The sequence below is a fragment of the Sinorhizobium arboris LMG 14919 genome (genome assembly GCF_000427465.1).
GTDB lineage: Bacteria > Pseudomonadota > Alphaproteobacteria > Rhizobiales > Rhizobiaceae > Sinorhizobium > Sinorhizobium arboris.
The window spans coordinates 1,077,254-1,090,799 of the sequence record NZ_ATYB01000014.1 but is presented as its reverse complement, the minus strand read 5'-3'; the positions used below and the strand labels follow the sequence as shown (position 1 = coordinate 1,090,799).

14 protein-coding genes are annotated in these 13,546 nt (G+C 61.4%); 2 read left to right on the top strand and 12 right to left on the bottom strand.

Features of this window, described 5'->3' with window-relative positions; genetic code table 11:
- Positions 1–9 precede the first annotated feature (9 nt).
- The 4 genes from SINAR_RS0116335 to SINAR_RS1000000137195 form a co-directional block, all read right to left on the bottom strand.
- Positions 10–696: an ABC transporter ATP-binding protein gene (locus SINAR_RS0116335; protein ID WP_028000094.1), complete on the bottom strand. Its 687-nt coding sequence runs from the start codon at positions 694–696 to the stop codon at positions 10–12.
- A 17-nt stretch (positions 697–713) separates the two neighbouring features.
- Positions 714–2,027 (bottom strand): lipoprotein-releasing ABC transporter permease subunit, encoded by a 1,314-nt coding sequence (locus tag SINAR_RS0116330; RefSeq protein ID WP_028000093.1) that lies wholly within the window; start codon positions 2,025–2,027, stop codon positions 714–716.
- 15 nt (positions 2,028–2,042) lie between these two features.
- Positions 2,043–3,371 carry a proline--tRNA ligase gene (gene proS / locus SINAR_RS0116325; protein ID WP_028000092.1) on the bottom strand — a complete coding sequence of 443 codons (1,329 nt, stop codon included), beginning with the start codon at positions 3,369–3,371 and terminating at the stop codon, positions 2,043–2,045.
- Positions 3,372–3,826: 455 nt separating this feature from the next.
- Positions 3,827–4,060 (bottom strand): hypothetical protein, encoded by a 234-nt coding sequence (locus tag SINAR_RS1000000137195; protein WP_028000091.1) that lies wholly within the window; start codon positions 4,058–4,060, stop codon positions 3,827–3,829.
- 23 nt (positions 4,061–4,083) lie between these two features.
- Here SINAR_RS1000000137195 and SINAR_RS0116315 point away from each other — a divergent pair, with 23 nt between their 5' ends.
- On the top strand, positions 4,084–4,299 hold the full coding sequence (locus SINAR_RS0116315) for a CopG family ribbon-helix-helix protein (protein ID WP_028000090.1): 216 nt from the start codon (positions 4,084–4,086) through the stop codon (positions 4,297–4,299).
- Positions 4,293–4,688 (top strand): type II toxin-antitoxin system VapC family toxin, encoded by a 396-nt coding sequence (locus tag SINAR_RS0116310; protein WP_028000089.1) that lies wholly within the window; start codon positions 4,293–4,295, stop codon positions 4,686–4,688. Before SINAR_RS0116315 ends, SINAR_RS0116310 begins: the two co-directional genes overlap by 7 nt.
- Positions 4,689–4,907: 219 nt before the next feature.
- On the opposite strand, the gene SINAR_RS0116305 is transcribed toward SINAR_RS0116310, so the two are convergent.
- The 8 genes from SINAR_RS0116305 to nuoK all read right to left on the bottom strand — a co-directional run bounded on the left by SINAR_RS0116305 (position 4,908) and on the right by nuoK (position 13,519).
- Entirely contained in the window at positions 4,908–5,177 is a 270-nt protein-coding gene (locus SINAR_RS0116305) for a DUF1467 family protein (protein WP_028000088.1), read from the bottom strand.
- 139 nt (positions 5,178–5,316) lie between these two features.
- A complete protein-coding gene (gene mce / locus SINAR_RS0116300) occupies positions 5,317–5,721 on the bottom strand; it encodes a methylmalonyl-CoA epimerase (protein WP_028000087.1) in 405 nt (134 codons plus the stop codon).
- A 58-nt stretch (positions 5,722–5,779) separates the two neighbouring features.
- A complete protein-coding gene (locus tag SINAR_RS0116295) occupies positions 5,780–7,447 on the bottom strand; it encodes a ribonuclease J (RefSeq protein ID WP_028000086.1) in 1,668 nt (555 codons plus the stop codon).
- Between the two features lie 25 nt (positions 7,448–7,472).
- Positions 7,473–8,240: a biotin--[acetyl-CoA-carboxylase] ligase gene (locus tag SINAR_RS0116290; protein WP_028000085.1), complete on the bottom strand. Its 768-nt coding sequence runs from the start codon at positions 8,238–8,240 to the stop codon at positions 7,473–7,475.
- On the bottom strand, positions 8,237–9,679 hold the full coding sequence (gene nuoN, locus SINAR_RS0116285; RefSeq protein WP_028000084.1) for an NADH-quinone oxidoreductase subunit NuoN: 1,443 nt from the start codon (positions 9,677–9,679) through the stop codon (positions 8,237–8,239). The genes SINAR_RS0116290 and nuoN overlap by 4 nt, the downstream gene beginning before the upstream one ends.
- Before the next feature lie 18 nt (positions 9,680–9,697).
- Positions 9,698–11,209: an NADH-quinone oxidoreductase subunit M gene (locus tag SINAR_RS0116280; protein ID WP_028000083.1), complete on the bottom strand. Its 1,512-nt coding sequence runs from the start codon at positions 11,207–11,209 to the stop codon at positions 9,698–9,700.
- Positions 11,209–13,203, bottom strand: coding sequence for an NADH-quinone oxidoreductase subunit L (gene nuoL, locus SINAR_RS0116275; RefSeq protein ID WP_028000082.1), 1,995 nt, complete (start codon positions 13,201–13,203; stop codon positions 11,209–11,211). The genes SINAR_RS0116280 and nuoL overlap by 1 nt, the downstream gene beginning before the upstream one ends.
- Positions 13,204–13,210: 7 nt before the next feature.
- The gene (gene nuoK, locus SINAR_RS0116270; RefSeq protein WP_003531854.1) at positions 13,211–13,519 is read right to left on the bottom strand and encodes an NADH-quinone oxidoreductase subunit NuoK; all 309 of its coding nucleotides are present in this window, start codon (positions 13,517–13,519) and stop codon (positions 13,211–13,213) included.
- Positions 13,520–13,546 lie beyond the last annotated feature (27 nt).

The window sequence follows — 13,546 nt, the reverse complement described above, 5'->3', positions numbered from 1 at the left end:
GGAAATGCTCTATCTCAGTTCGACCACCCTGCCGTCGTCGATCGTCACGCGGCGATCCATCAGCGAAGCGAGTTCGTGATTGTGGGTGGCGATCAGCGCCGCGAGCCCCGACTGGCGCGCCAGAGCTTCCAGCGCCTCGAACACATAGCCGGCCGTCTCGGGATCGAGATTGCCGGTCGGCTCGTCCGCCAGGAGGATGAGCGGCGCATTGGCGACCGCCCGGGCGATTGCGACGCGCTGCTGCTCTCCGCCGGAAAGCTCGGCCGGGCGGTGGCTGGCACGGTGGCCGATGCGCATATAGTCCAGAAGGGCCGATGCCCGCTCCGCCGCTTCGGCCTTGGGCAGTCCGGCGATCAGCTGCGGCATCATGATGTTCTCCAGCGCCGAGAATTCCGGCAGGAGATGGTGGAACTGGTAGACGAAGCCGATCTCGTTGCGGCGGATTGCCGTGCGCCGGTCGTCGCTGAGCCCGTTGCAGGAGGTACCGTTCACGAGCACCTCGCCCTCATCCGGATGTTCGAGCAGCCCGGCGATATGAAGCAATGTCGACTTTCCCGTACCGGACGGCGCCACGAGGGCGACCGTCTCACCGCTTCGCAACGTCAGGTCGGCTCCCTTGAGGATCGGCAGGAACGTGTCGCCCTCGCCATAATGCCGCTCGATGCCGGAGAGCTGCAGTGCCACGCGCGCATTCATTTAAGCTGTTGTCCTTGTTATTCGTACCGCAGGGCCTGCACCGGATCGAGGCGCGAGGCGCGCCAGGCCGGGAAGATCGTGGCAAGGAAGGAAAGCGCAAGCGCCATGACGACGACGGTGACGGTCTCGTCGGCATTCATGTCGGCCGGAAGCTGGCTGAGGAAATAGAGCTCCGGATCGAAGAGCGTGGCGCCGGACACCCAGGAGAAGAACTGGCGGATCGACTCGATGTTGAGGCAGACGACGACGCCGAGGACGACGCCGGCGATGGTTCCGGTGACGCCGATTGCGGCGCCGGTCATGAAGAAGATGCGCATCACCGAACCGGAGGTCGCGCCCATCGTCCTGAGAATCGCGATATCGCTGCCCTTGTCCTTCACCAGCATGATCAGGCCGGAGATGATGTTCAGCGCTGCGACCAGCACGATCAGCGTCAGGATCATGAACATGACGTTCCGCTCCACCTCGAGCGCGGAGAAGAACGTCCTGTTGCGTTCGCGCCAGTCAGTAATGAAGATCTGCCGCTCGGCGGCGTCCTCCACCGGCTTGCGAAGCTCGTCGACCGCGTCCGGACGTTCGGCGAAGATCTCGATCGATTGGACGAGGCCCTCAGCGTTGAAATAGAGCTGCGCTTCCTCGAGCGGCATGAAGATGATGGTCGCGTCGTACTCCGACATGCCCATTTCGAAGATGGCCGAGACGGTATAGGCCTTGACCCTCGGATTCATGCCCATCGGCGTGACGTCGCCGTTCGGCGAGGTGAGCGTGATCGTCCCCCCCACCCGGATTCCCAGCTGCTCGGCCATGCGTGAGCCGATGGCGACGCCGCTGCCCGAGGCGAAGCCGACGAGGTCGCCGGACTGAATATGCTCCGAGATCGACTTCAGCTTGGTGAGGTCGTCGGCGCGTATCCCGCGAACGAGCGCACCCGTCGACGCATCGCCCAAGCCTTGGGCGAGAACCTGGCCCTCGACGATCGGAATGGCCATGGTCACGCCCGGAACGGCGGAGAATTTGGTGGCGAGATCGGCATAATTGGTGAGCGGGCCGTCCAGGGGCTGGACGATCATGTGGCCGTTCATTCCGAGAATGCGCGATATGAGCTCGGTGCGGAAGCCGTTCATCACCGCCATGACGATGATCAGCGTTCCCACCCCAAGCATGATCCCTATGAAGGAGAAGCCGGCGATGACCGAGATGAAGGCTTCCTTCCGCCGCGAACGCAGGTAGCGCCAGGCGACCATACGCTCGAAGGCGGAAAAGGGACGGCCGGAAGATATGCTGGATGGAGCGGCAGCCTGCACTTGCTCGTCCGTCGCCGCGGTCATCATCGATCCCTTCGTCTGTTATCTCGCCGCGACCAGTTTGTTGATCGCCGCTTCGACGGTCATCGTCTCCCGCGCGCCGGTCTTGCGGTCCTTCACTTCGACTTCGCCGTTCGCGATCGAACGGGGCCCGACGATCACCTGTACCGGCACGCCGATGAGGTCGGCGGTCGCGAACTTCCCGCCGGCACGCTCGTCGGTGTCGTCAAGAAGAACATCGAATCCAGCCTTGCCGAGATCGGAGTAGAGCCTGCCGCAAGCCGCATCGCAAGCGTCATCGCCCGTTTTCATGTTGATGACGACGACGTCGAAGGGGGCGATGCCCTTCGGCCAGATGATGCCGTTGTCGTCATGCGAAGCTTCGATGATCGCCGGCACCAGGCGGGTGGGGCCGATCCCGTAGGAGCCCATATGCACCGTGTGTTCCTTGCCGTCCGGCCCGAGCACCTTCGCACCCATCGCCTCGGAGTACTTGGTGCCGAAGTAGAAGATGTGGCCCACCTCGATGCCGCGCGCGGACAGGCGTTCACCTTCGGGGATGGCGTCGAAGGCGGCCTCGTCATGCATTTCCGAGGTCGCCGCATAGCGCGACGTCCATTTGTCGAAGATCGCCTTCAGGCCGGCGACATCGTCGAAATTCGTATTCTCGCCCGGAATGTCGAAGCCGAGGAAGTCCTTGTGGCAGAACACCTCGGACTCGCCCGTGTCGGCAAGAATGATGAACTCGTGGCTCAGGTTTCCGCCGATCGGACCCGTGTCGGCGCGCATCGGGATGGCGCGCAGGCCCATCCGGTCGAAGGTGCGCAGATAGGCGGCGAACATCTTGTTATAGGCGTGCTCCGCCCCTGCCCGATCGAGATCGAAGGAATAGGCATCCTTCATCAGAAACTCGCGCGAGCGCATGGTGCCGAAGCGCGGGCGGATCTCGTCGCGAAACTTCAGCTGGATGTGGTAGAGGTTCAGCGGCAGATTGCGGTAGGACTTGACGTAGGAGCGAAAGATGTCGGTGACCATCTCTTCGTTCGTCGGCCCGTAGAGCATCGGCCGCTCCTGCCGGTCCTTGATACGAAGCATCTCCTTGCCATAGGCGTCATAGCGCCCGCTCTCCTGCCAGAGCTCCGCCGACTGCAGGGTCGGCATCAGCAGTTCGATGGCGCCGGACCGGTTCTGCTCTTCGCGAATGATCGCATTGACCTTGTCCAGCACGCGCTTGCCGAGCGGCAGCCATGTGTAGATGCCGGCGGACTGCTGGCGGATCATCCCCGTCCTCAGCATCAATCGATGGGAAACGATTTCGGCTTCCTTCGGATTTTCCTTCAAGATGGGCATGAAAAAGCGGGACAGGCGCATGACAGGTTCCAGAACTGGTGAATTCGCACTATCGACAGATTCGGGCGAATTGACGTTGTGCTTCGGCGGCCCTCTTCGCCTGAGATCAGGGAAGGCAGCTGTTGCCATTCTAACAGGGCTCTTGATTTCCCGGCGACGCATCGACGGGAACCCTTCGAGTTCAGCGTTCATAGCCGCTTCGCGCGCGGAAGGGAACCCTGCCGCTGGCGCTGGCAGGACGTTGCGCCGACGCATGTCCCGGATAAGAAACACCAGACATGCCCTGCGGCAAAAGAGCACGCCAGTAACAGGAGGAAGACGATCGGTGTCAACGGGAAAATTTTGCCCGACTGTAGCAAAAATGCAAAAAAAGCAGATGACAGCGCCCAAGGTTTGAGCTAATTTCGGCTCACAAAACAGGCAGGAAGACCAAATTCCTGCCGAAATTCGCGGTCAAGTCTTGGGAGGATAAGATCTTAGGCGCGCTTGTTCGCTGCCGCCGGAAACGGATTAAAGATCACGCGAAACTTCAAAAACAAGGCTTTGGCCTTGTTTTTTTTTGGTTTTTTCATCTCGAAATTGGGGCGAAGCAGTTTGAACAGTGTCTTTTTGTTGGCTGTCAAGAGCTGGACCCGGCCGACGGCCTGCGACCCTTGGACGGAATGAGGCGATCTTTTTCCTTCCGGCGCCCAAGACCATACGATATACATAGTGCATATCATCGGAGGACATGATGCGAGCCTTGATCGATATGAACGATACCCAGGTCGAAGCCCTCGACACCCTCGCCAAGCGGGTGCGCCGGTCCCGCGCGGCTCTGATCCGCGAAGCCATCGACGACTATCTCAACCGTCATTATCGCGAGCAGATCGAAGATGGCTTCGGTTTGTGGGGCAAGCGCAAAGTCGACGGTCTGACTTATCAGGAGAAGGTGCGCGGCGAATGGTAGGCGCACTATTCGATACCAATATCCTTATCGATCATCTGAATGCGGTGCCGCAGGCACGCAAGGAACTTGACCGTTTCGAAAAACGGGCCATCAGCATCATCACCTGGATGGAGGTGATGGTTGGAGCGGACGCCGATCTGGTTGAGCCGACCCGGCGCTTCCTGGACGGTTTCGAAATGATCGCCTTGAACGATGAGATCGCCAGCCGTGCGGTGACATTGCGCAGGTCGCACCGCATCACGCTGCCCGACGCGGTGATCTGGGCAACGGCGCAGACCGCCGGCCTTCTGCTCGTGACGCGGAATACCAAGGACTTTCCGGCCGACGACCCGGGCATACGCGAACCCTACGCCCTGGATGCCCCCACGCCCCCTTCCCTGACGGTCTGACGGCCATCTGAGAATGCGCGAAGGCTCACAGCCTTGTCATGACCGCCTTGGCCTCGAAAGACGAGAAGACGCGAGGGCTCTACCGCACTCCCCCATCGCGCCTATGGATCACCGTGATTTTAGGTCGATTCCACCTCTCCGCTCCTCACCTCTATGACAATGACACGCACAGGAGAGGACACCATTATACGGCTGTCGTGATTGTGGGCCCGCAATCGCTCAGTAGAATTTCGGCGCGAAGCGGGGAATGGCGTCGAAGTCGTAGCCGAGCTTCACCGAAATGACGTACCAGCCGAAATGGATCACCGCGGCGATCACCGTCGTGAGCAGCACGACTCTGAGGGCGCGGAAACGTGCGGGAGCACTCTCGACGGTTCCCGGGACGACATCGTTCTCCTCGGCCTGCGTCCGCACTCCCAGCGGCAGCACGATGAAGAGCGTGATCCACCAGATGATGAAATAGATGGCGAAGGTCGAAAAGAAGGACATCGGAAATCTCTAGAGCCTTCCAGGACAAAGTGCGCGGCGGTTTCCGTCCGGAAGTGCGCAGCTTCAAAGAGTTGGAGCGTCGGACTTCCTTATACCGCCGAGCGGCCCGGCCGGCAAACATCTTCCCCGCGCCCGACTGTCACACCTGTTCGAGTTCGATCAAAGTGCCCTGAAAATCCTTGGGGTGGAGAAACAGGACCGGCTTGCCATGCGCGCCGATTTTCGGGTTGCCATCGCCGAGGATGCGCGCCCCCGCCAGCGTCAGCCGGTCGCGCGCAGCGATGATGTCGTCCACCTCATAGCAGATGTGGTGCATGCCGCCGGCCGGGTTTTTCTCGAGAAAGGCGGAGATCGGCGATGCCTCGCCGAGCGGCTCCAGCAATTCGACCTTGGTGTTGGGCAATGTCACGAAGACGACGGTGACGCCATGTTCAGGCAGCGCCTGCGGTTCCGTGACCGATGCTCCGAGAGTGGAGCGATAGCTTTCCACTGCGGCCAAAAGGTCCGGAACCGCGATTGCCACATGGTTCACTTTTCCCAACATCGGACGCTCCGTTCCTTGCCTTGCAGCGCACGCCCACGAAGGGCGTCACGCACCGAAATCAGACTTTCGTGATGAAAACCGTCACGACCGGCTTCTTGCCCCAGACCTGATTGGCGGTGCTGCGCACGGCGCGGCGAACGGCTTCCTGCAACGTCGCAAGGTCCTTCCGTTTTGCCCGCGGAATGCTCTCCACTGCGCCGAGCACAGCATCATAGAGCGTATCCTCCATCGCCTCGCCTTCGTCGTCGTATTCCGGAAGACCGATCGGTACGACGTCCGGGTCACCCAGAAAGTCGTAGCGATTGTCGAGTACGACATTGACGGAAACGTGCCCGGCAAAGGAAAGTTTGCGGCGTTCGCCGATCCCCATCTCATCGAAATCGCCGATGAGGGTGCCGTCCTTGTAGATGCGGCCGTGCGGCGCCTCGTCTATGACCTCCGCGGGTCCAGGCGCAAGCCGCAGCATTTCGCCATTGCGCAGTCGCGGCACGCTTGGGATTCCCGATTGCAGCGCAAGCTCCGCATGTGCCGTCAGATGCGCGGCCTCGCCATGCACCGGCACGACGATCTGCGGCTTCACCCACTGGTACATCTGCTGGAGCTCGGTACGCCGCGGGTGGCCCGAAACATGCACCAGCGCCTCGCTATCCGTGATGATGTGGATGCCCTGCTCGATCAGCCCGTTCTTGATGTCGTTGATCGCCTTTTCGTTGCCCGGGATGGTGCGCGACGAAAAGACAATCGTGTCGCCGGCCGAGAAGGCCACGTTGCGCATCTCGTCGCGGGCGATCTTGGCAAGCGCGGCGCGCGGCTCGCCCTGGCTGCCTGTCAGGATGACGACGACCTTGTCGCGCGGAATGTAACCGAACTCGTCCTCCGCCAGAAACGGCTTCAATCCTTCCATAAGCCCGATGTCGCGCGCAACGTCGACGACGCGCTTCATCGAACTGCCGAGCAGGAGCACCTCCCGGCCGGCAGCCTCCGCCGCTTCCGCAACCGAACGAATGCGGCCGACATTCGAGGAGAAGGTGGTGATCCCGACGCGGCCCTCGGCTTCGGCGATGATCCTGGCGAGGCTTTCGGAGACTTGCCGTTCGGACGGCGAGACGCCTTCGCGCAGTGCATTCGTCGAATCGCAGACGAGAGCGAGGACGCCCTCCTCGCCGATCTGGCGAAACCGCGTCTCGTCGGTCAGAGGACCGAGCGAAGGCTCGAGATCGATCTTCCAGTCGCCCGTGTGCACGACGGTGCCGAGCTGCGTGCGGATGATGAGCGACATCGGCTCCGGGATCGAATGATTGACCCCCACGGCTTCGATGCTGAAGGGCCCCACATTGATGCGATCGCCTTGCTTGAAGATCGTAATCGGGATTTCGCCGCGCGACTTTTCGAACGCGCGCTTGGCCTCCAGCATGCCCGCAGTGAAGGGCGAGGCATAGACGGGAACGTTCAGCCCCGGCCAAAGATCGTTCAGGGCCCCGTAATGGTCCTCATGGGCATGGGTGATAATGATGCCCTTCAGGTTGCGGCGCTGTTCGGCCAGAAACGCGATATCAGGCAGAACCAGATCGACCCCGGGCAGCTCCGGACCGGGAAAGGTCACGCCGCAATCGACCATGATCCACTGGCGGTGGCCCGGCCTTCCATAGCCGTAGAGGCCGAGATTCATGCCTATTTCGCCGACGCCGCCGAGCGGCAAGAACACCAGTTCTTCATCCTGCGCCATATTGTGATGCGCCTCTACTTTTTAATCATCCAAAAAATACGTCGCCGGCCGCTATGGCTTGCGGCGGGCCGGAACCCGTGTCGAGCAGAAGCCGGCCGTCCCGATCGATACCCGTAAAGCGGCCGGAAAGCGAGCGGTCCGGCAGGTTGACCGTGATCGCCTCGCCGATACCCTTGGCCGCGGCACGCCACTGATCGATGATTGCGGCGACACCGGCACCACGATCCCAGACGGCGAGCGTCTCGGCCATGGTTACGAAAAGATGCGCGAACAGCTCCTCGGGAGAGACTGTCGCACCCTCCCGCCGAAGCGACGTGACGGGGTAAAGCGCCTCCTCCGGCATGACGGCGACATTGACGCCGCAGCCGATCACCAGCGCCCGCCGCCCCTCCGCCAGAACCTCACCTTCGAGAAGAATGCCGCAAGTTTTTCGACCGTCGATCAGAATGTCGTTCGGCCACTTGATTGCGACTTCGGCCCCGCCCGGTGGCATCACCCGGCGGATGGCCCGGTGAACCGCTACCGCCGCCGCAAGCGGCAGCGCATGCAGTTTATCCACCGGAGCCGGGTCGATGAGCAGAAGGGATGCGTAGAGGTTTCCCGGTTCCGAGAACCAGGCGCGCCCGCGCCGGCCCCTGCCCCCGGTCTGGCGTGCCGCGGTGATCCAGAGATTGCCGGGATCACCCTCGTGCGCCCGCAGAAGGCACTCGCTGTTGGTCGAAACCGTTTCGGCGAGCGCAACGTGCCGGAAATCCCCAGGCGAAATCCGGCCGCCACTCGGTCCGCCGGTCAAAAGAAGGTCCGTGCCGCGGCCTCGGCGGCGCTTCCGAGCGGACCCCCGATGAGCACATAGCCGAGCACGAAGAGGCCGGACAGACCGAACACCAGCCGAAGCTCGCCCGCCGTCCGGGCAAACTCGCCCCTGGGCTCCTCGAACCACATCACCTTGATGACCCGCAGATAGTAGTAGGCGCCGACGACGGAAGCGAGCACGCCGATAACCGCCAGCGCATAGAGCTGCGCCTCGATTGCCGCAACGAAGACGAAGTACTTGGCGAAGAAGCCTGCCAGCGGCGGAATGCCGGCCAGCGAGAACATGAGTATCGTGAGCACCGTCGCCATGAACGGGTTGGTCTGCGAAAGCCCGGCGAGATCGTCAATGCCTTCGACATGCTCGCCTTCCTTCCGGCGCATGGCGAGGATGCAGGCGAAAGTGCCCAGCGTCATGACCATGTAGATCAGCATATAGAGGATCACGCCGCGAACGCCGGCCATGGAGCCGGCGGCGAGGCCGACGAGCGCATAGCCTATGTGGCCGATCGAGGAATAGGCCATCAGCCGCTTGATGTTGCGCTGGCCGATAGCGGCGAAGGAGCCGAGCAGCATCGATGCGATCGAAATGAAGACGACGATCTGCTGCCAGTCGGCGACGACGGGCTCGAAGGCATTGATGACGATGCGCACGAGGATCGAAATGGCCGCAACCTTCGGTCCGGCGGCGAAGAACGCCGTCACCGGCGTCGGGGCACCTTCATAGACGTCCGGCGTCCACATATGGAAGGGCACCGCGGAGATCTTGAACGCAAGTCCCGCGAGAATGAACACCAGCCCGAAGACGAGCCCGAGCGACCGGCCCTCGGCCGTCAGCGCTGCGGCGATCTCGCCGAAGCCGGTATGCCCGGTGAAACCGTAGACGAGCGACATGCCGTAAAGCATCATCCCCGAAGACAGCGCACCGAGAACGAAATATTTCAGGCCGGCTTCCGTCGACCGGACGCTGTCGCGGTTGATTGCCGCCACGACGTAGAGGGCGAGCGACTGCAGTTCCAACGACAGGTAGAGCGAGATGAGATCGTTGGCCGAGATCATCAGCAGCATGCCGAGGGTGGCCAGAACCAGAAGCACGGGGAACTCGAACCGGTCGATCTGGGCCGAACGCGCGTGACCGACGGTCATCACCATCACGGTGATCGAGCCGATCAGCGCGAGCACCTTCATGAACTTGGCGAACGGATCGGAAAGGAAGGCGCCACCATAGGCCTCCCCCACACCGGTCTTCAGCACGAGCCAAAGCCCTGCGATGATGAGCACCGCGACCGCAAGCCCGGTCACGGTCGGTGTGGCTCTTTCGCTCGAGAAGACGCCGATCATCAGGAGTGCCATCGCGCCGACCGCAAGGATCAGCTCGGGCATCGAGAGTTGCAGGCTGGCGATAAGGGTTTCAGCAGTCATGTCCAATCGGTCCCTTGATCATTGCACCGAAAGCGCAACGTCTTGCGCTGCCTGCAGGGCGGCGGCGTAGTTGTTGACGAGCAAGTCCACGGAGGCCGCGGTCGCGTCGAAGACCGGTGCCGGATAGACACCGAAGAAGATCGTCAGGATCACCAGCGGATAGAGAATGAGCTTCTCGCGCCCCGACAGATCGAGCAGCGCCTTGAGGCTTTCCTTTTCCAGCGCGCCGAAGATCACGCGACGGTAGAGCCAGAGTGCGTAGGCGGCCGACAGGATGACACCGGTCGTCGCGAACAGGGCAACCCAGGTGTTCGCGCGGAAGGCGCCCACCAGCGTCAGCACTTCGCCGACGAAGCCCGACGTTCCCGGGAGGCCGACATTGGCCATGGTGAACACCATGAAGGCGACGGCATATTTGGGCATGTTGTTGACGAGGCCGCCATAGGCCGCGATCTCGCGCGTATGCAGCCGGTCATAGACGACGCCGACGCAAAGGAAGAGCGCCCCCGAGACGATGCCGTGCGACAGCATCTGGAAGATCGCGCCCTGTACGCCCTGAACGTTCGCCGCGAAGGTTCCCATCGTCACATAACCCATATGCGCGACCGAGGAATAGGCGATGAGCTTCTTGATGTCCGTCTGCATCATCGCCACCAGCGAGGTGTAGATGATCGCGATGATCGACAGCGTGAAGACGAAAGGCGCGAAGAAGTCCGACGCCAGCGGGAACATCGGCAGAGAGAAGCGCAGGAAGCCGTAGCCGCCGAGCTTCAAGAGGATGCCGGCAAGAATGACCGATCCTGCCGTCGGCGCCTGGACGTGCGCATCGGGAAGCCAGGTGTGCACCGGCCACATGGGCATCTTCACCGCAAAGGAGGCGAAGAAGGCAAGCCATAGCCAGGTCTGCATTTCGCGCGGGAACTGATAGGCGAGCAATTGCGTGATGTCGGTGGTGCCCGCCTGCCAGTACATCGCCATCATGGCAAGCAGCATCAGGACGGAGCCGAGCAGCGTATAGAGGAAGAACTTGTAGCTCGCGTAGACGCGCTCCTTGCCGCCCCACACACCGATGATGATGAACATCGGGATGAGGCCCGCCTCGAAGAAGACGTAGAAGAGAATGATGTCGAGCGACACGAAGACGCCCAGCATCAGCGTTTCCAGGATCAGAAACGCGATCATGTATTCCTTCAGACGCTTCTCGATCGTTACCCAGCTTGCCAGCACGCAGAACGGCATCAGGAATGTCGTCAGCGGAACGAAGAGGACGGAAATGCCGTCGACGCCCAGATGGTAGGAAATGCCGGTGCCGAGCCATTCCCGCTTCTCGACCATCTGGAAGCCCGGGTTCGACGGGTCGAACTGGTACCAGATGTAGAGCGACACGAGGAACGTGAAGACGGTCGTCAGCAGCGAGACGTTCAGGATGTTGCGGCGGCCGTAGGCGCTGTCTTCCCTTGTGAGCAGGAGAAGCAGTACGCCGACGAGCGGCATGAAGGTGACCGCGGAAAGTACGGGCCAATCGGTCATCAGAAGGAACTCCCGAGCATCATCCATGTAACGAGCGCTGCAATGCCGATCAGCATGGCGAACGCGTAGTGGTAAAGGTAACCGGTCTGCAGGCGGACCACCCGGTCGGTCACGTCGAGAACGCGCGCAGCGATCCCGTTCGGGCCGTACCCGTCGATCACCCGGCCGTCACCTTCCTTCCAGAGGAAGGTGCCGAGGCGCTTGGCGGTACGGACGAACAGGAAATCGTAGAGTTCGTCGAAATACCACTTGTTGAGCAGGAAGCGGTAAAGCCCGCGATGCTGATCGGCGAGATATTTCGGCGTCTCCGGCGAGCGGATGTACATGTACCAGGCCGTGAAGAGACCGAGCGCCATGGCCGCGAACGGGCTCCATTTCACCCACAGGGGAACGTGGTGGTACTCCTCGAGAAGCTCGTTTTCGGCCGACGTGAACAGAGCGCCCTGCCAGAACTCGGCATAGTGATGCCCGAAGAAATAATCGTGGAAGAGGAAGCCCGCGACGAGGGCGCCGGCGGCCAGGACGTAAAGGGGCACCAGCATCACCTGGGGCGACTCGTGGACATGGTGCATGACGTCCGAGGAGGCACGCGGCTTGCCGTGGAACGTCATGAAGGTCAGGCGCCAGGAGTAGAAGCTGGTAAAGAGCGCCGCGATGACCAGCAGCACGAAGGCGAAACCGGAAACGACGCTATGCGAGGCGAAGGTGGATTCGATGATCGCATCCTTCGAGAAGAAACCCGCCGTGCCGATGACCGTGCCGGGAATGCCGACGCCGGTGAGCGCGATCGTACCGATGAACATCATCCAGTAGGTGACCGGAATATGCGTGCGCAATCCGCCCATGTAACGCATGTCCTGCTCGCCGTCGACGGCATGGATGACCGAGCCCGCGCCCAGGAACAGGAGCGCCTTGAAGAAGGCGTGCGTGAACAGGTGGAAGATCGCCGCGCCATAGGCGCCGACGCCGAGTGCAACGAACATGTAGCCGAGCTGCGAGCAGGTCGAATAGGCGATGACGCGCTTGATATCGTTCTGGACGAGACCGACCGTCGCCGCAAAGAACGCGGTGATCGCGCCGATCACCGTGACGACCGTGAGAGCGTCCGGCGACAGCTCGAAGAGCGGCGACATGCGGGCGACGAGGAAGACGCCGGCGGTCACCATGGTCGCGGCATGGATAAGTGCTGAAACCGGAGTCGGACCTTCCATGGCGTCCGGCAGCCAGGTGTGCAGCAGGAACTGCGCCGACTTGCCCATGGCGCCCATGAAGAGCAGCAGGCAGGCGGCCGTCAGGGCATGCCCCTTGTCGAGCTGCATTCCGAAAAGATTGATGACTGCGTCCCCTGCCGCAGCACCTTCGGCCGGCAGATAGTTCTGAGCGGCGGCAAAGATGGTCTCGAAATTGATCGAGCCGAATAGGACGAAGACGCAGAAGATACCGAGCGAAAAACCGAAGTCGCCGACGCGGTTGACGATGAAGGCCTTCATCGCCGCCGCATTGGCAGAAGGCTTCTTGTACCAGAAGCCGATCAGCAGATATGACGCGAGACCGACGCCTTCCCAGCCGAAGAACATCTGCAGCAGATTGTCCGACGTGATGAGCATCAGCATCGCGAAGGTAAAGAGCGACAGATAGGCGAAGAAGCGCGGCCGGTTCGGATCGTGGTGCATGTATCCGATCGAGTAGATATGCACCAGGGTCGATACCGTGTTGACAACGACGAACATGACGGCCGTCAGCGTATCGACGCGGAAAGCCCATTCGACATCGAAGCTTCCGGACTGGATCCAGCGCAGCACCGCAACCTTGATCATCTCCTCCTCGCCGAGAGCGACATGGAAGAAGACGAACCAGGATAGCGCGACGGTGACGAGCATCAGACCGCTGGTCACATATTCGGATGCCTTGGCGCCGATCTGCGTGCCGAGAAGGCCGGCGATCAGGAAGCCGATCAGAGGCAGGAAGACGATAGCCTTGACGATGGTATCCATAGCCCTCTCAGCCCTTCATCATGTTGACGTCTTCGACGGCGATCGAGCCGCGGTTGCGGTAGAAGACGACGAGAATTGCAAGTCCGATAGCGGCTTCGGCCGCCGCAACCGTCAGGATGAACAGCGCGAACACCTGGCCGGTTATGTCGTTCAGGAACGCCGAGAACGCCACCATGTTGATGTTGACGGCAAGCAGGATGAGCTCCACCGACATGAGAATGATGATGACGTTCTTCCGGTTGAGGAAGATGCCGAAGACGCCGAGCGTGAACAGAATGGCGCTGACGGTCAGATAGTGGGAAATCCCGATTTCCATAAGTTTAGTCCCTCGACCTCGCGTTCC

What these genes read in the sequence shown, in the direction of transcription:
- SINAR_RS0116335 (WP_028000094.1), bottom strand. Translation starts at nt 696, where the DNA reads ATGAATGCGCGCGTGGCACTGCAGCTCTCCGGCATCGAGCGGCATTAT.
- SINAR_RS0116330 (WP_028000093.1), bottom strand. Translation starts at nt 2,027, where the DNA reads ATGATGACCGCGGCGACGGACGAGCAAGTGCAGGCTGCCGCTCCATCC.
- proS (WP_028000092.1), bottom strand. Translation starts at nt 3,371, where the DNA reads ATGCGCCTGTCCCGCTTTTTCATGCCCATCTTGAAGGAAAATCCGAAG.
- SINAR_RS1000000137195 (WP_028000091.1), bottom strand. Translation starts at nt 4,060, where the DNA reads ATGTATATCGTATGGTCTTGGGCGCCGGAAGGAAAAAGATCGCCTCAT.
- SINAR_RS0116315 (WP_028000090.1), top strand. Translation starts at nt 4,084, where the DNA reads ATGCGAGCCTTGATCGATATGAACGATACCCAGGTCGAAGCCCTCGAC.
- SINAR_RS0116310 (WP_028000089.1), top strand. Translation starts at nt 4,293, where the DNA reads ATGGTAGGCGCACTATTCGATACCAATATCCTTATCGATCATCTGAAT.
- SINAR_RS0116305 (WP_028000088.1), bottom strand. Translation starts at nt 5,177, where the DNA reads ATGTCCTTCTTTTCGACCTTCGCCATCTATTTCATCATCTGGTGGATC.
- mce (WP_028000087.1), bottom strand. Translation starts at nt 5,721, where the DNA reads ATGTTGGGAAAAGTGAACCATGTGGCAATCGCGGTTCCGGACCTTTTG.
- SINAR_RS0116295 (WP_028000086.1), bottom strand. Translation starts at nt 7,447, where the DNA reads ATGGCGCAGGATGAAGAACTGGTGTTCTTGCCGCTCGGCGGCGTCGGC.
- nuoN (WP_028000084.1), bottom strand. Translation starts at nt 9,679, where the DNA reads ATGACTGCTGAAACCCTTATCGCCAGCCTGCAACTCTCGATGCCCGAG.
- SINAR_RS0116280 (WP_028000083.1), bottom strand. Translation starts at nt 11,209, where the DNA reads ATGACCGATTGGCCCGTACTTTCCGCGGTCACCTTCATGCCGCTCGTC.
- nuoL (WP_028000082.1), bottom strand. Translation starts at nt 13,203, where the DNA reads ATGGATACCATCGTCAAGGCTATCGTCTTCCTGCCTCTGATCGGCTTC.
- nuoK (WP_003531854.1), bottom strand. Translation starts at nt 13,519, where the DNA reads ATGGAAATCGGGATTTCCCACTATCTGACCGTCAGCGCCATTCTGTTC.